Here is a 15990-nt window from a genome sequence, read left to right as displayed (position 1 = left end):
GGGATATGCAAATTGCCTTTCAAACGGATGTTGGAATGGTAAGGAAGCATAATGAAGACAGCGGGGAAGTGTTCACAAAAGGTGAACACTTTCTTGCAGTTATTGCTGATGGTATGGGCGGTCATAAAGCGGGGGATATCGCAAGTCAGGAAGCCCTTAAAGTGATTAAAGAAGCTTGGGTTCATTTTGAAGAAAACGTAGGGAATATAAAAGATTGGATTCAACAGGTACTGAGCGATACAAATAAACACATATTCCAATTTTCACAAGTTAACCCTGAGACTAGAGGGATGGGTACAACGATAGTTGCTGCTTTGGGAACGAAGAACGAGATTACTGTTGCTCATATTGGTGACAGCAGATGTTATTTGTATTCAAAAGGGGAATTAAAAAGAGTAACGGATGACCATTCTCTCGTTCAGGAGCTTGTAAAATCAGGTCAGATCACAGAAGATGAAGCTGAAATTCACCCAAGACGAAACATGATTATGAAAGCTGTTGGAACCGATGAAACCGTTGAGGCAGAATTAAATGTGATCACTTGGAACTCGGGTGATTATCTTTTGCTTTGTTCAGATGGATTATCGGACAAAGTGCCATTTAAAAAAATTAAAGAAGCATTGGATCACTCAATGGAAACCGTTGCCGATAAGGTTGAAAAGTTAATAACCTGGGCAAAAGATGCGGGTGGAGAAGATAACATAACTGCTATCCTTATTCAAAATAGTTCTGACACAGAAACAAAAGGGGAAGCAAAAGCATGATTGGAAAAAGAGTCAGTGGCCGCTACAAACTTTTAGAAGTAATTGGTGACGGCGGAATGGCCATCGTTTATCGAGCAAAAGATCTAATACTCGATCGGGATGTTGCTGTAAAAGTTCTTCGTTCAGAGTTTAATAAGGATGAAGATTTTATAAGACGTTTTAAAAGGGAAGCAGAATCCGCTACAAGTCTGGACCATCCGAACATTGTGAGTATCTATGATGTCGGAGAAGACGAAGAAATTTATTTTATAGTTATGGAATACGTGCAAGGGAAGACACTTAAACAATACATAAAAGAACATGGAAAAATTTCTGTAGAAGAGTCCCTGCACATTATGAAGCAAATTGTTTCGGGTATGGCAGTTGCCCATGATCATGGTATTATTCACCGTGATATTAAACCTCACAATATATTAATTACTGAAAATGGAACAGCGAAACTTACCGATTTTGGGATTGCGCTGGCTATTACTTCAGCAACCATTACACATACTAATTCAATATTAGGATCTGTTCATTATTTTTCTCCTGAACAAGCTCGCGGAGGAATTGCCAATGCCAAATCGGATATTTATTCGTTTGGTGCTGTTTTATATGAGATGGTTACGGGCAGAGTGCCATTTGTTGGAGAATCGCCCGTTTCAGTTGCTTTAAAACACCTGCAGGAAAATGTGATAGAGCCTCGCAGGTTAAATCCTGAAATTCCTCAAAGTGTTGAGAACATAATCTTAAAATCACTGGCAAAAAATCCTCTTAAAAGGTATGACAGTGCCCAAGAGCTATTAAATGACATGAACTCTGCACTTTTGCCAGAACGTATGTATGAGCAAAAATGGAATGAAGACAGCGATGAGGATGAGAAAACCAAGTTTATCCCACCCGTTGTTCCGCCATCCGTAGAAGAAAAACCTGTTAAGAAAGAAGAAGAGAAAGCCCCTGAAAAGAAGAAGAAAAAGAAATGGTGGTTGATTCTTCTTATTACCTTCCTATTATTAGGGGGAGCTGCAGTCGCTGCATTTACCATTTGGTCATCTGTATTTTCTGTACAAGAAGTCAATGTTCCAGATGTAGTTGGAGCCGATTATGAGGATGCATTTGATCAATTAAAAGCAAAAAATCTCGATGTAAAGCGCGAAGAAATTTTTGATCCTGAAGTTGAAGACGGCCATGTAATCCGGCAGAATCCTTCTGGTGGAACGGTTGTAAAAGAACATGCAGTTATTACACTTCATGTTTCAAAAGGTGCGGAAAAGGAAGATATGCCTGATGTAGAAGGCTACAACATCGAATCTGCACAAGCACTTTTAAAAGATAAAGGTTTTACAGATATTAAAATTAATTATGAGGAATCCGATTCCGAGCCAGAAGGGACGGTACTTACTCAAAGTCCTGATAGAGATGAGAAGGTAACGCCAGCTGAGACTACGGTTACTTTAACAGTCAGCTCAGGTACACCAACCGTTCAGATTTTAAATTTAATCGGATTAACACAGCAAGATGTTGAAACATTTGCAGATAATGAGGGATTGATAGCTGAATTTACATCTGAGTATTCGGATAGAGTAGAAAAAGGAAAAGTTATTTCTCAAGACCCAGCTCCTTTTACACAAGTTGAAAAGGGAGCAACGATTACTGTAGTTCTATCCGATGGCCCTGATCCAAATAAAGAAGAAGAGCCAGCTGAATCTGATGAAACTGCAGGAGACCGAACCACCACAGAAAAGATCAATGTTAAGCTAGGCAAAAAAGATAAAAATGAGCCTGTACGTGTAAGGATTGTTTATTCAGACAAAAATGCAGCAAATGAAGTTTTCGTGGAAGAAGAAATAACAGAATCAAAGGAATACTCACTTCCACTAACTATTGCTGAAGGCGGCACCGCTTCTTACGTTGTTTATATCAATGATAAAGAAACAAAAAAAGAAACAATAAATTATGATGATATTAAGGAAGGGGACGATGGTGATTAAGCATGCCTGAAGGAAGAATCGTTAAAGCGCTGGCTGGTTTTTATTACGTAAAGGAAACGGGCAAGACTGAAGTTTTCCAATGCAGGGGAAGGGGGAACTTTCGAAAGAAGAAAGTGACCCCGCTTGTCGGAGACTGGGTAGAATATGAATCCAGCAATGTAACGGATGGCTATATTCTTGATGTGAAAGAAAGAAAAAATGAATTAGTCCGCCCGCCCATCGCAAACGTAGACCAGGCCATTCTCGTTTTTTCGGCAACCGAACCTGATTTTAGCACGCTTCTCTTAGACCGCTTTTTAGTTCATATAGAGGCAAATGATATATTGCCTATAATCTGTATTTCGAAGATGGATCTCGTCCATGGTACTGATGACCTGGACGAGATAAACAATTATATTGAAACATATAAAAAATTGGGCTACGATGTGTTTCCGACTTCAACTAAAACAGACGACAGTCTCGAGATGTTCTACCCGCTGTTTAAAGATAAAGTGACGGTATTTGCGGGGCAATCCGGTGTAGGAAAATCATCGTTATTAAATGCCATTAATCCAGAGCTCATGCTTGAAACAAATGAGATATCGAGCCATTTAGGTCGCGGTAAACATACAACTCGCCATGTTGAGCTCATCTTGTTTGGAAATGGCCTTGTCGCTGATACACCTGGTTTCAGTTCTTTGGATTTCATGAACATTGAAGCTGAAGATTTATCTATGTATTTTCCAGAGATGAATGAGAGACGCGGTAATTGTAAGTTCCGCGGGTGTTCTCATACTTCAGAACCTAAATGTGCTGTCAAACAAGGTGTCGAAGAAGGCGCAATACCGCAGTTTCGATACGATCATTATGTGAGCTTTTTACAGGAAATAAAAGATCAAAAACGGAGGTACTAAATGGTTAAAATAGCTCCTTCCATTTTATCAGCTGACTTTTCAAAGTTAGGCGAGGAAATAAAAGCGGTTGAGATGGCCGGTGCCGATTACATCCATGTTGATGTTATGGACGGACATTTTGTACCAAATATTACGATGGGCCCTCTCGTTCTTAAAGCAATACGCCCATTGACTGAACTGCCGCTGGACGTACATTTAATGATTGAGAATCCGGATTCATATATTGAGGAATTTGCAGATGCAGGTGCAGATATCATAACCGTTCATGTTGAAGCGGCAACTCACCTTCACAGAACGATACAACTGATTAAAGCTAAAGGTGTTAAAGCAGGCGTTGTATTAAACCCAGCTACTCCAGTTGATTCAATAAAGCACATCATTCATGATATCGATATGGTATTGCTTATGACAGTTAACCCTGGATTTGGCGGACAGTCATTTATCCAGAATGTTGTTCCAAAAATCAAAGAGGTTTCTGATCTAGTAAAGACTCATGAGTTGAACGTAGAAATTGAGGTAGATGGCGGTGTGAATGCTGAAACTGCCCCTTTATGCATTGAAGCAGGTGCGAATGTTTTAGTAGCCGGTTCTGCCATATATGGGAAAAAAGATTTAAAAGATGCAATAAACGCCATTCGTGGTGTATAATTAAGGTGTTAATAAAATAAGTAACCACAGGGGGAGTCCTAATAATGGGCTGAGAGGGGAGTGTTCTCCCGACCCTTTGAACCTGAAGCTGGATAATGCCTGCGTAGGGATGTGGAGTCGTATGACTTTTTGCATTCAGATGATATGAATCATAAAGCAACCGCGCTCACATGCCGGTTGCTTTTTTTATTTTCTTCAAATCATAGGTAAGAGGAGGATAAAACATGAAAAACAACAATGTTTCATTATTAACTGAGATTGCTATTATGTCTGCACTTTCATTGATTTTAGGACTTATTAAATTCAATGGTGTATGGCCGCAAGGGGGTTCTGTTTCTTTAGAAATGGTGCCGATTTTTCTGATGGCATTCAGAAGAGGATTAAAAGCGGGGATTTTTACAGGATTAGCGGTAGGGTTGCTGCAGTTGCTTGTAAACCCATATATTGTTCACCCTGCTCAGCTCATTTTAGATTACCCGCTTGCATTTGCGCTAGCTGGTGTGGCAGGAGCATTTGCACCTTCCATTACCCAAAATAAATCAAAACGAACGGTATTGATGGTGACAGGTATCTTTGTTGGGTGCGTCTTGAGGCTTGCATCACATGTATTATCAGGAGTAATCTTCTTTAGTGAATTTGCGGAAGAGATGAATGTATGGCTTTATTCTATTTTTTATAACGGATCGTTCATGATCGTTATTTTTGCAATTACATCACTGGTAGTAATCGTATTAACGAATACTTCTCCTAGACTATTGCATGCAGCAAGAAAGGGATACCATCAGGCAGCATGAAAATTAGAATAGTTGCCGGTGGTCCAGACCACCTGATTCCAGAAATTGAAAATGATAAAACCTCAACAGGAGATCTGTGGATTGGCGTTGACAGAGGGACATTCTTCCTTTTGGAGAAAGGAATAATGCCTGAATATGCATTTGGTGATTTTGATTCGATTTCTGTTGCGGAAAAAGAGATTATTCTAAAATCGGATATTATCATTAATCAATATCAGACGGAAAAAGACGAAACTGATATGGAATTAGCCCTACAATGGGCAATGGATCAAAATCCAGAAGAAATACTTTTATTCGGTGCAACTGGAGGGAGGCTGGATCATGAGATGATGAACATCCAGCTTCTCTATAGAACGATTTCTAGCAATACTGAAGTGAAGGTAATAGATAAAAAAAATGAAATATCAATCAAACCACCTGGAACGTATACGATTGAAAAAGAGGAACCATACTCTTATATTTCTTTCTTAGCATTTCAAGGAGAAGTAAAAGGTATTACACTAACTGGTTTTAAATATCCTTTAGAAAAGGCTTCCTTGATGATGGGCTCTTCGCTCTGTATATCAAATGAGCTTGTAAATAAAAGTGGTACTTATTCTTTCGACTCTGGCATAATATTGATGGTAAAGAGCCATGATTAATTAAAATCATGGAAAACAGGCCCCGAGACACCTTTTTATAAGACGGGGAATATTGTATGGTAGGTTTTTGCTCTTATCATTTTTTATGGGCCTGGAGGAGGGGTAAGATGAAATTTTATACCATTAAACTTCCTAGATTTTTAGGGGGATTCGTACGTGCCATCTTAGGTTCTTTTAAAAAAGGATAACAAACAAAAAAAGCGCCCTGTGCGCTTTTTTTGTTTTTATAAAGATTTCTGGAGTTGATGTTTTACGGTACGTGTTCTTAAATATATTACAAGTTCGCGCATAAACACAGCGTTTTCACGCAAAAAGCTCTTTGTTCCACGCAGAAACTATTAATTTTCACGCAGAATCTCTTTCCGATCACGCATTACTTGTTTAGTTTCACGCACGATGTGTTATTAATTTCAAAAAAGCTGCACTACAAAGTGTACGGCCTCACCATATTTATTTAAAAATAAAAAAAACAGCAGCTTCTGCTGCCGTTCTTTTATTAAACGCGTTCTACTTTACCTGATTTAAGTGCACGAGCAGATACGTATACGCGCTTAGGCTTTCCGTCCACAAGAATGCGAACCTTTTGGACATTAGCTCCCCAGCTTTTCTTTGATTTGTTCATTGCGTGAGAACGCTTGTTACCAGTTTTAGGTCCTTTTCCAGTAATAAAACATTTACGAGCCATAGTAGGTGAACCTCCTTTACAGCAAAAAAGCTTTGCATCAATTCAATCGTATGTTAAATACTAAATAATATTAGCATGACTCTCTGAGCATTGCAACATATTCATTATGGTTTTCAAGTAAATTTCCTTGACAATACTTTTTACATAGTGTGAAATGTAGTAGTCCTTTCAAAAAAACCTAATGTATAGTAAAATATTTGTTAGCCATTTAACAATTTAAAGGGGGATGTAAGCATGTCCATTGAAATGAAAACAACCTATGGTCAAATTGATATTTCTAATGAAGTGATTGCTACTATCGCTGGCGGTGCAGCAATTGATTGTTACGGAATTGTTGGCATGGCATCAAGAAAGCAATTAAAGGATGGATTAACTGAACTTTTAGGACGTGAAAATTTCTCCCGAGGGATCGTTGTCCGACAAGAGGAAGATGAAGTACATATTGATATGTATATCATTGTAAGCTACGGAACAAAGATTTCTGAAGTGGCTCATAATGTTCAGAACAAAGTGAAATATACCCTGGATCAAATGCTTGGATTGGCGGTTGACTCAGTCAATATCTATGTTCAGGGTGTCAGGGTGACAACCCCTTAGTTAGGAGGAAGTTTTGTGTCTTTAAAAGTATTAGACGGAAAAAAGTTTGCAAAAATGGTGCTCGAAGGTGCTTCAAACTTATCAAGAAACGCAGCAATGGTCGATGCACTTAATGTATTTCCTGTACCAGATGGTGATACGGGAACAAACATGAACTTAACGATTACATCTGGTGCAAAAGAAGTGGAGAAAAACACTTCAAGTCAGATAGGCGCTGTAGCAAACGCGTTCGCTAAAGGGCTTTTAATGGGAGCAAGAGGGAACTCAGGCGTTATTCTATCTCAGTTATTCAGAGGGTTTTCTAAATCCATCGAAGGCAAAGAAACCATTACAGCTGCAGAGTTTGCTAATGCGTTTGACAAGGGTGTAGAAACTGCATACAAAGCTGTTATGAAGCCTGTCGAAGGTACTATTTTAACAGTTGCAAAAGATGCTGCTAGAAAAGCAGTTAAAGAAGCAAAAAAATCAGATGATATCCTTTTCATTATGAAGGAACTCGTTAAAGAATCGAAAGCTTCCTTAAACCGCACACCTGATCTGCTTCCTGTTTTAAAAGAAGTAGGAGTTGTGGATTCAGGCGGACAAGGTCTTGTCACTGTATATGAAGGTTTTTTAGCTGTTTTAGAAGGAAGAGAGCTTCCTAAAGTTTCAGTAAATGCTCCTTCCATGGGTGAACTTGTCAACGCTGAACATCACAAGGCTCAAATTCACATGAAAACGGAAGATATCCATTTTGGATACTGCACGGAGTTCATGGTTAAATTTGAAGAAAACAAAATTAAAAACAATCCTTTTGATGAAACGAACTTCCGAAATGAGCTTGCAGAGCATGGGGATTCTCTTCTCGTTGTTGCTGATGATGATGTGGTTAAAGTACACATTCATACAGAACAGCCAGGTAACATGCTGACTCTGGCTCATCGTTATGGGAGTTTGATCAACATAAAGATTGAAAATATGCGTGAACAGCATTCGGCGATCTTAGAAAGTGAAAATGAAGTAATTCCTTCATATTCTCAGCCTGCTGAGAAAAAGAAAGAATACGGAATTGTCACAGTAGCAATGGGAGAAGGAATCGAAGAAATGTTTTCTTCTATGGGAGCATCGGTTATCCAAGGCGGACAAACGATGAACCCAAGTACGGAAGACATTGTACGGGCTATTTCTGAAGTGAATGCAGAAAAAGTATTCATTCTTCCTAACAACAGCAATATCATCATGGCTTCAGAACAGGCTGCAAGCGTTGTTGATCAAGAAGTTGTCATTATCCGCACGAAGACTGTTCCACAAGGTATCGCTTCTATCTTGGCGTTCAACCCTTCTGCAGATATGAAGGAAAACGAAAAGAAAATGAATGAAGCCATTACGTCTGTAAAATCCGGGCAAGTAACTTACGCTGTCAGAGACACATCAATTGATGGAGTTGAGATAGCTAAAGGTGACTTTATGGGGATTTCAGAAGGTAAGATCATCACTTCAAAGACCAATAAGCTAGAAGTGACGAAAGAGCTTTTAGAAAAAATGATGGATGAAGATTCAGAGATCGTAACCATCATTTATGGTGAAGATTCTTCAGAAGATGAAGCACAAGAACTTGCTGATTTTATCGAAGAAAAATTCCCGGATGCTGAAGCTGAGATCCATGACGGAAAACAGCCGATCTACTCATTTATCCTTTCAGTTGAGTAAAAAATTAAAAGTATTCTCTCTTAAACTTAAAGTGTGATAAAGTTAAGAGGGAATACTTATTTTAATGGGAAAAAACGCAATCGAAGGAGATCGTCATGAAATATAAAAGTGTTTTTGATATTATCGGTCCCATCATGATTGGACCATCAAGTTCACATACAGCCGGTGCTGCTAGAATTGGAAGAGTAGCAAGACATTTATTTGGCAGAAAGCCGGAGTTTGCCAAGATTTCTTTTTATGGTTCATTTGCAAAAACATACCGCGGTCATGGAACGGATGTGGCTATAGTTGGTGGAATATTAGATTATGACACATTCGATACCCGGATTGTGGATGCGCTTACAATAGCCAAGCAGGAAGGTATTGAAGTATCGATGACTGAGGAAGATGCAGTCACGGACCATCCTAATACTGCACGAGTAATTATTGGTGATAAGGATGGGCAGATTGAAGTTGTGGGAATATCAATTGGTGGAGGAAAGATCGAGATCACAGAATTGAACGGATTCAGTCTGAGACTTTCAGGAAACCATCCTGCACTTCTTATCGTCCATAATGATAAGTACGGAGCTATCGCAGGTGTTGCGAACATATTAGCGAAGCATGAGATCAACATAGGACATATGGAAGTTTCACGTAAGGAAAAAGGAAAAGAAGCATTAATGGTGATTGAAATCGATCAGAATGCGGATGAAGTGATCATCAATGAATTGAATTCTCTTCCTATCGTCCAGCAAGTCGTAAAGATACATGATTAAGAGGTGAGGAACGAATGTTTCGTAATGTAGCTGAATTAATAGAATTAGCTGAATCAAAGAAATGTAAAATTGCAGATATTATGATTGAACAAGAGATGGATGTAACAGGCCGTTCAAGAGAAGAAGTAACTTCGTTCATGGACCGGAATTTAACGGTTATGGAAGAGGCGGTGTTACGAGGGATTACAGAAGACGTTAGATCTCATTCTGGGTTAACTGGGGGAGATGGAAAGCTTTTGCAAGAATACATTAAGTCGGGTAAATCCCTTTCCGGAGATCTGATGCTTGATGCAGTAAGTAAAGCAATGGCAACTAATGAAGTAAATGCCGCAATGGGAACGATCTGTGCGACGCCAACTGCCGGGTCTGCAGGAGTTGTTCCAGGTACTTTATTTGCGTTGAAAGGAAAGCTTAATCCTACAAGGGAACAGATGATTGAATATTTGTTTACAGCAGGAGCATTTGGGTTTGTTGTAGCGAACAACGCATCTATCTCAGGAGCAGCAGGTGGCTGTCAAGCAGAGGTTGGATCTGCAACTGGTATGGCGGCGGCAGCAATTGTAGAATTAGCTGGCGGAACACCTTCACAGGCAGCCGAAGCAATGGCGATCGCCTTGAAGAACATGCTCGGTCTAGTTTGTGATCCAGTAGCAGGTCTTGTAGAAGTTCCGTGTGTAAAAAGAAATGCGATGGGAGCAAGCAATGCAATTGTCGCAGCAGACATGGCCTTAGCTGGTATTGTTAGCAGAATCCCTTGTGACGAAGTTATTGATGCGATGTATAAGATCGGTCAGTCAATGCCTTCTGCACTCCGTGAAACCGCTCAAGGTGGTCTCGCTGCTACTCCAACTGGGAGAGAGCTTGAAGCAAAAATATTCGGCATCCCGCTAAACGAGAAGTAATTATGATTACGGAATCAATTACTGCCGTTCAAGGAATCGGTGACAAAAAAGCAGAAGAATTAGCAAGTATGGGTATTTTTAATGTCCAGGACTTAATTGAGTATCTGCCTTATCGTTACGAAGATTATCAGAAAAAAGATTTATCAGAGATCGCACATGATGAAAAAGCTACTATTGAAGGGAAGGTTCATTCTGAGCCTTCTTTGCGTTATTTTCCGAAGAAAAAATCAAGACTCTCCTTTCGAATGCTGATCGGCAAGTATTTAATTACTGCTGTAATCTTTAATCGTCCATTTTTAAAAAGTCAAATCAGCCTAGGGCAATCCTTAACCATTACAGGGAAATGGGACCGTAATAAAATGACGTTAACAGTAAGCGATGTTCATTTTGGTACATTTTCCGAAGACAGAAAAATAGAGCCTGTCTATTCTGTAAAGGGTACTTTGCATGGAAAAACGATGCGGAAATTCATTTATCAAGCGTTCAAACAATTTTCCGGCCAGATTCCAGACCCTATACCTGAAAAACTGCGTGAAGCATATCGTTTGCCGGAAAAAGAAGCGGCATTAAAAATGATGCATTTTCCTGAAAGCTTTCAAGTCCTAAAGGCTGGGAGAAGAAGACTCGCTTACGAGGAGCTCCTATTTTTTCAGTTTAAGATGCAGATATTCAGAAAGTGGAACAGACAGCAATCTGAAGGTGCTTCTCTTTTATACGACAGGTCTAAAGTTGATCTGTTTATTCAGTCGCTCCCTTTTCAGCTTACAGAAGCACAGCAGCGGGTAGTAGAAGAGATTTTAAAGGACCTTTCTGATACAAGCAGAATGAATAGACTTCTGCAAGGGGATGTTGGTTCCGGAAAAACCGTAGTTGCTGCTATTGCGCTATATGCTGCTGTTACTGCAAACAGACAGGGTGCACTGATGGTACCTACTGAAATCCTTGCAGAACAGCATTTTCAATCTCTAAAAGAGCTTTTTAAACCATTTGGCATTACCGTCGCTTTGTTAACAAGTTCAGTTAAAGGAAAACTCCGAAAAGAAACACTCAGCTTGTTAAGTGAAGGTGACATTCAGATCATGGTAGGTACGCATGCTTTGATTCAAGATGAAGTAGATTTTAAAAATCTCGGATTGGTCATAACAGATGAGCAGCATAGATTTGGTGTGAATCAGCGTAGAGTTCTTAGGGAAAAAGGTGAAAAGCCGGATGTACTCTTTATGACGGCTACACCTATCCCTCGTACACTCGCTATTTCTGCGTTCGGCGATATGGATGTTTCTACAATTGATGTTATGCCAGCAGGAAGAAAACCTATCATTACCCATTGGGCAAAGCATGGAATGTTAGAACGTGTTCTTGATTTCATAAGAAAAGAGATTATTAATGGCCGACAAGCATACGTTATTTGTCCCCTTATTGAAGAATCAGAAAAAGTAGATGTTCAAAACGCGATTGATGTACATGCGCAATTAAGCCAGTACTTTCATGAATATGATGTTGGGTTGATGCATGGAAGACTTCATTCTTCTGAGAAAGATGAAGTGATGAGACAGTTCGCTGCTAATCAGTGCCAGATTCTCGTTTCAACAACTGTTGTTGAAGTAGGTGTTAATGTACCTAACGCTACGATCATGGTAATTTATGATGCTGAAAGATTCGGATTATCACAGCTTCATCAGTTGCGAGGAAGGGTCGGCCGCGGTAGTGAGCAATCATATTGTGTACTTATCGCTGATCCGAAAACAGAAGAAGGACAAGAACGCATGCGGATCATGACTGAGACGACTAATGGATTTGAGCTCTCGGAAAAAGACTTAGAACTTCGCGGACCAGGAGATTTCTTTGGCAATAAACAAAGCGGTCTGCCCGCATTTAAAGTTGCGGACTTAGTGCATGATTATCGAATTTTAGAGACAGCTAGGAATGATGCTGCTAAACTTGTTAATTCAGATGAATTCTGGACTGACGATACTTTTGGATTAATTAGAGAGATACTCACCGATGAGGGTGTACTTGATAAGGAAAGGCTCGATTAATTCTTGAAAGATGGGTACTGATACTATATACTACTATTAGTACCAGCTCTTAATAGCAGAAAAAACATACAGCAGGTACGCCATTACAAACGGCGCCTGCTTTTCTAACGCCCTTCATTTGCAGAGAGAATATCTTTCTCATAAATGGGACCTTTTTAACGGAAGAAGGAAAGTATTTATGAAAAAAACAAAACGGGAGCGGCAAGAGCTGCTAAAGGAAACGATAAAACAGACCCCTTTTATTACTGATGAGGAACTTGCAGAGAAATTCAGTGTAAGTGTCCAGACAATACGTCTTGACCGTCTGGAACTTTCTATACCAGAGCTTCGGGAGAGGATTAAAACTGTAGCCGAAACGAAGCTGGACGATGTTAAAGCATTGCCACTGGAAGAAGTAATCGGTGAAATTATTGACCTTCAATTAGATGAGTCAGCGATCTCGATTCTGGATATAAAAGAAGAACATGTATTTTCACGCAACAAAATAGCGAGAGGACACCATGTCTTTGCACAGGCGAACTCTCTAGCAGTTGCTATTATTAATGATGAACTCGCTTTAACTGCCCGTGCCAATATTCGTTTTTCTCGTACTGTAAAAGTTGGTGAAAGGATAGTAGCCAAAGCGAAAGTTACAGAAAAAGGCTCAGAACGGACAACTGTTGAAGTGAATAGCTATGTAGAAAAAGAGCTTGTTTTTAACGGCGAGTTTACGATGTTCAGATCAAAACAAGATTCAAAGGAAGGAAGTTAAATCAGCATGATTATCGCAATAGATGCAATGGGCGGTGACAACGCACCGAAAGAAATCGTAAAAGGTGCATTGCTGGCTGTTGAACAATATCCTGAACTAAAGATTACTTTAGTTGGTGACCAAGATAAAATCAATGAACATTTACCGAGCGATCATTCATTTAAAATTATCCATACAACAGAAGTGATTGAAACAGCTGAGGAGCCTGTTCGCGCTGTACGCCGAAAAAAAGATGCATCAATGGTGTTGGCAGCAAACGAAGTGAAGGCAGGAAATGCAGATGCTTATATTTCTGCGGGTAATACGGGAGCACTGATGGCAAGCGGTCTCTTTTATGTAGGCAGGATTAAAGGAATCGAACGCCCAGCGTTGGCACCAACGCTTCCTACACTTGACGGAAAAGGTTTCTTATTTCTAGATGTGGGTGCGAACATGGATGCAAAACCAGAGCATCTATTACAATATGCACTGATGGGTTCTGTCTACTGTAAAGAAGTTAGAGGAATTGAAAACCCGCGTGTAGGACTGCTTAACGTCGGAACAGAAAGTGAAAAAGGCAATGCTTTGACAAAGGCTGCTTTTCCATTGCTGAAAGACGCTAACATTAATTTTGTTGGTAACGTTGAATCCAGAGATTTATTAATGGGCGCAGCAGACGTTGTCGTATGTGATGGTTTTGCCGGTAACCTTGTATTAAAGTCTATTGAAGGTACCGCGTTGAGCATGTTCTCGATGATCAAAGAGACGCTCACCTCTAGTTTAACGAGCAAAATTGCAGCAGGTGTATTAAAACCAAAGCTTAAAGGAATTAAAGATAAACTTGATTATACAGAATATGGCGGTGCAGGATTGTTCGGATTAGCCGCACCTGTTATTAAAGCACACGGCTCATCCAATGCAAATGCTGTGTTGAATGCAATCAGACAAACTAAAGATATGGTAGACAAAAATGTTGTGAACACTATATTGAGCCATATTCAGCCTGACAGCCAAAAGGAGGAATAACTTATGGGTAAAATCGCCTTTCTTTTTCCTGGACAAGGATCTCAATTCGCAGGAATGGGAAAACAATTAGCAGATCAAGAAACGCTTGCAAAAGATATTTTTAATAAAGCGGATGAAGTTTTGAAATTTGATCTTTCGAAGATCATTTTTGAAGGTCCTGAAGGTCTTTTAAAGAAAACAGAGAATACTCAGCCGGCATTACTGACTGTATCAACAGCTGTACTTGAAGTTTTTAAAAAGCATGGTATCTCAGCTGATTACACTGCAGGTCATAGTCTTGGGGAATATTCAGCACTTGTTGCAGCTGGCAGTATCTCGTTTGAAGATGCTGTTTATGCAGTTAGACACCGCGGTCTCCTAATGGAAGAAGCTGTTCCTGCTGGTGTTGGAACAATGGCAGCGGTCATCGGTTTCGATCAAGAACGCCTTGAGGCAATTACCGCTGAAGTTTCAGAGTTCGGAGACAGTGTACAAGTAGCTAATTTAAACTGTCCGGGTCAAATTGTTATTTCTGGCACTGTAAAAGGTGTTGAAGAAGCGGGGAGCAAAGCAAAAGAGGAAGGCGCAAAAGTAATTCCATTACAAGTAAGCGGTCCTTTTCACTCTGCATTAATGAAACCAGCTGCAGAAAAATTTGAAGAAATTTTATCGAACATTACAATCCATGATGCGAAAACGCCTGTAATCGCGAACGTTACAGCGAAACCTGTTACATCAAAAGAAGAAATTAAATCAAAGCTGATCGAACAGCTATATTCTCCTGTACGCTGGGAGGAAACGATTAGAGAATTAATGGATTCGGGCGTAGATACATTCATTGAGATCGGACCTGGTAAAGTATTATGCGGTATTGTAAAAAAGGTAAATCGCCGAGCTAACGTGTTCGCAATTGGAGATATGGATTCAATGATGCAAGCTTTGGAAAAACTGAAAGGAGAATCTGTTGATGCTTAAAGATAAATCTGTGTTAATAACGGGTGCTTCACGGGGTATTGGACGAGCGATCGCTCTATATTTTGCAAAAAACGGAGCGAAAGTAGCAGTGAACTATTCAGGAAACGAAGCAAAAGCCAATGAGGTAGTTGAAGAAATTAAAGCAAACGGAGGAACAGCCTTTGCAATCAAGGCTGATATTTCAAGTTCAGAAGACGTAACGAACATGGTTAAGTCTGTCATAGATGAATTTGGAAGCCTTGATGTACTCGTGAACAACGCGGGAATTACGAGAGATAACCTTTTAATGCGAATGAAGGAAGAAGACTGGGACGCGGTCATAAACACAAACTTAAAAGGCGTATTCTTAACAACAAAAGCTGTTACAAGACAGATGATGAAACAAAGAAACGGCCGCATTATAAATATTGCTTCGATCGTTGGTGTTTCAGGAAACGCAGGGCAAGCAAACTATGTAGCCGCTAAAGCAGGAGTAATCGGGCTCACAAAAACGACTGCGAAGGAGCTATCCTCAAGAGGAATTACAGTCAACGCAATTGCTCCTGGTTTCATTGAAACAGATATGACAGGCAAGCTCGAAGAAGGTATTAAAGAAGATATGTTAAGAAATATTCCATTGGCTCGCTTCGGTCAGCCCGATGATATCGCAGCCGCTGCAGCATTTCTAGCAAGTGATTCTAGTTCGTATATTACTGGCCAGACACTTCACGTTGACGGCGGAATGGTGATGTAATCCAGGGTTAGCTTGACAATTAAGAGGCTTTTACAAAAGGATAGTCTCAAAAAAGATTATTGCTCTTCATTGAAAAGTTGATTGGAGTGCAAGGTGTGAGACTCCTGGGGGATCAGCGGGACAGGTGAGACCAATCAATGTCGCAAGGCGACGAGTGGGCTCACCGC

At 40.0% G+C, this 15990-nt stretch carries 17 protein-coding genes and 1 riboswitch; of the genes, 16 read left to right on the top strand and 1 reads right to left on the bottom strand.

From position 1 onward, the window contains the following. Positions 1-5 precede the first annotated feature (5 nt). The 7 genes from EV282_RS10240 (at position 6) to spoVM (ending at position 5898) form a co-directional block, all read left to right on the top strand. Positions 6-764: a Stp1/IreP family PP2C-type Ser/Thr phosphatase gene (locus EV282_RS10240; protein ID WP_165389413.1), complete on the top strand. Its 759-nt coding sequence runs from the start codon at positions 6-8 to the stop codon at positions 762-764. Next, positions 761-2734, top strand: coding sequence for a Stk1 family PASTA domain-containing Ser/Thr kinase (pknB, locus tag EV282_RS10235; RefSeq protein ID WP_130295726.1), 1974 nt, complete (start codon positions 761-763; stop codon positions 2732-2734). The genes EV282_RS10240 and pknB overlap by 4 nt, the downstream gene beginning before the upstream one ends. 2 nt (positions 2735-2736) lie before the next feature. Then, a complete protein-coding gene (rsgA, locus tag EV282_RS10230) occupies positions 2737-3627 on the top strand; it encodes a ribosome small subunit-dependent GTPase A (RefSeq protein ID WP_130295725.1) in 891 nt (296 codons plus the stop codon). Continuing rightward, positions 3628-4275, top strand: coding sequence for a ribulose-phosphate 3-epimerase (rpe, locus tag EV282_RS10225; RefSeq protein ID WP_130295724.1), 648 nt, complete (start codon positions 3628-3630; stop codon positions 4273-4275). Between the two features lie 19 nt (positions 4276-4294). Further along, positions 4295-4402, top strand: a riboswitch (TPP riboswitch). 97 nt (positions 4403-4499) lie between these two features. After that, entirely contained in the window at positions 4500-5069 is a 570-nt protein-coding gene (gene thiT, locus EV282_RS10220) for an energy-coupled thiamine transporter ThiT (protein ID WP_130295723.1), read from the top strand. Beyond that, the gene (locus EV282_RS10215; protein WP_130295722.1) at positions 5066-5710 is read left to right on the top strand and encodes a thiamine diphosphokinase; all 645 of its coding nucleotides are present in this window, start codon (positions 5066-5068) and stop codon (positions 5708-5710) included. The genes thiT and EV282_RS10215 overlap by 4 nt, the downstream gene beginning before the upstream one ends. Positions 5711-5817: 107 nt before the next feature. Next, the gene (spoVM, locus tag EV282_RS10210) at positions 5818-5898 is read left to right on the top strand and encodes a stage V sporulation protein SpoVM (RefSeq protein WP_066240671.1); all 81 of its coding nucleotides are present in this window, start codon (positions 5818-5820) and stop codon (positions 5896-5898) included. A gap of 308 nt (positions 5899-6206) precedes the next feature. Here the strand turns inward: spoVM and rpmB are convergent, their stop codons facing one another. Further along, positions 6207-6395 (bottom strand): 50S ribosomal protein L28, encoded by a 189-nt coding sequence (gene rpmB / locus EV282_RS10205; protein ID WP_066240673.1) that lies wholly within the window; start codon positions 6393-6395, stop codon positions 6207-6209. 234 nt (positions 6396-6629) lie between these two features. On the opposite strand from rpmB, the gene EV282_RS10200 reads away from it, so the two are divergent. From EV282_RS10200 to fabG, 9 genes are all read left to right on the top strand, one after another. Then, positions 6630-6992, top strand: coding sequence for an Asp23/Gls24 family envelope stress response protein (locus EV282_RS10200; protein WP_066289314.1), 363 nt, complete (start codon positions 6630-6632; stop codon positions 6990-6992). 15 nt (positions 6993-7007) lie between these two features. Beyond that, positions 7008-8681, top strand: a complete 1674-nt coding sequence (locus EV282_RS10195; RefSeq protein WP_130295721.1) for a DAK2 domain-containing protein — start codon at positions 7008-7010, stop codon at positions 8679-8681. A 95-nt stretch (positions 8682-8776) separates the two neighbouring features. After that, positions 8777-9439 (top strand): L-serine ammonia-lyase, iron-sulfur-dependent subunit beta, encoded by a 663-nt coding sequence (gene sdaAB / locus EV282_RS10190; RefSeq protein WP_130295720.1) that lies wholly within the window; start codon positions 8777-8779, stop codon positions 9437-9439. Positions 9440-9453: 14 nt separating this feature from the next. Then, positions 9454-10341, top strand: coding sequence for an L-serine ammonia-lyase, iron-sulfur-dependent, subunit alpha (sdaAA, locus tag EV282_RS10185; protein WP_130295719.1), 888 nt, complete (start codon positions 9454-9456; stop codon positions 10339-10341). Positions 10342-10343: 2 nt separating this feature from the next. Next, on the top strand, positions 10344-12380 hold the full coding sequence (gene recG, locus EV282_RS10180; protein WP_130295718.1) for an ATP-dependent DNA helicase RecG: 2037 nt from the start codon (positions 10344-10346) through the stop codon (positions 12378-12380). A 178-nt stretch (positions 12381-12558) separates the two neighbouring features. Next, on the top strand, positions 12559-13131 hold the full coding sequence (gene fapR / locus EV282_RS10175) for a transcription factor FapR (RefSeq protein WP_130295717.1): 573 nt from the start codon (positions 12559-12561) through the stop codon (positions 13129-13131). A 6-nt stretch (positions 13132-13137) separates the two neighbouring features. Next, positions 13138-14136 (top strand): phosphate acyltransferase PlsX, encoded by a 999-nt coding sequence (gene plsX / locus EV282_RS10170; RefSeq protein WP_130295716.1) that lies wholly within the window; start codon positions 13138-13140, stop codon positions 14134-14136. A gap of 3 nt (positions 14137-14139) precedes the next feature. Further along, the gene (gene fabD, locus EV282_RS10165; RefSeq protein ID WP_130295715.1) at positions 14140-15090 is read left to right on the top strand and encodes an ACP S-malonyltransferase; all 951 of its coding nucleotides are present in this window, start codon (positions 14140-14142) and stop codon (positions 15088-15090) included. Then, positions 15083-15823: a 3-oxoacyl-[acyl-carrier-protein] reductase gene (gene fabG / locus EV282_RS10160; RefSeq protein WP_130295714.1), complete on the top strand. Its 741-nt coding sequence runs from the start codon at positions 15083-15085 to the stop codon at positions 15821-15823. Before fabD ends, fabG begins: the two co-directional genes overlap by 8 nt. Positions 15824-15990: the final 167 nt, after the last annotated feature.

It is taken from the genome of Fictibacillus sp. BK138 (genome assembly GCF_004216955.1).
GTDB lineage: Bacteria > Bacillota > Bacilli > Bacillales > Fictibacillaceae > Fictibacillus.
This window is presented reverse-complemented; position numbering and strand designations above follow the sequence as displayed.

Coding starts and splice junctions, on each gene's coding strand:
- EV282_RS10240 (WP_165389413.1), top strand. CDS start 6: ATGCAAATTGCCTTTCAAACGGATGTTGGAATGGTAAGGAAGCATAAT.
- pknB (WP_130295726.1), top strand. CDS start 761: ATGATTGGAAAAAGAGTCAGTGGCCGCTACAAACTTTTAGAAGTAATT.
- rsgA (WP_130295725.1), top strand. CDS start 2,737: ATGCCTGAAGGAAGAATCGTTAAAGCGCTGGCTGGTTTTTATTACGTA.
- rpe (WP_130295724.1), top strand. CDS start 3,628: ATGGTTAAAATAGCTCCTTCCATTTTATCAGCTGACTTTTCAAAGTTA.
- thiT (WP_130295723.1), top strand. CDS start 4,500: ATGAAAAACAACAATGTTTCATTATTAACTGAGATTGCTATTATGTCT.
- EV282_RS10215 (WP_130295722.1), top strand. CDS start 5,066: ATGAAAATTAGAATAGTTGCCGGTGGTCCAGACCACCTGATTCCAGAA.
- spoVM (WP_066240671.1), top strand. CDS start 5,818: ATGAAATTTTATACCATTAAACTTCCTAGATTTTTAGGGGGATTCGTA.
- rpmB (WP_066240673.1), bottom strand. CDS start 6,395: ATGGCTCGTAAATGTTTTATTACTGGAAAAGGACCTAAAACTGGTAAC.
- EV282_RS10200 (WP_066289314.1), top strand. CDS start 6,630: ATGTCCATTGAAATGAAAACAACCTATGGTCAAATTGATATTTCTAAT.
- sdaAB (WP_130295720.1), top strand. CDS start 8,777: ATGAAATATAAAAGTGTTTTTGATATTATCGGTCCCATCATGATTGGA.
- sdaAA (WP_130295719.1), top strand. CDS start 9,454: ATGTTTCGTAATGTAGCTGAATTAATAGAATTAGCTGAATCAAAGAAA.
- recG (WP_130295718.1), top strand. CDS start 10,344: ATGATTACGGAATCAATTACTGCCGTTCAAGGAATCGGTGACAAAAAA.
- fapR (WP_130295717.1), top strand. CDS start 12,559: ATGAAAAAAACAAAACGGGAGCGGCAAGAGCTGCTAAAGGAAACGATA.
- plsX (WP_130295716.1), top strand. CDS start 13,138: ATGATTATCGCAATAGATGCAATGGGCGGTGACAACGCACCGAAAGAA.
- fabD (WP_130295715.1), top strand. CDS start 14,140: ATGGGTAAAATCGCCTTTCTTTTTCCTGGACAAGGATCTCAATTCGCA.
- fabG (WP_130295714.1), top strand. CDS start 15,083: ATGCTTAAAGATAAATCTGTGTTAATAACGGGTGCTTCACGGGGTATT.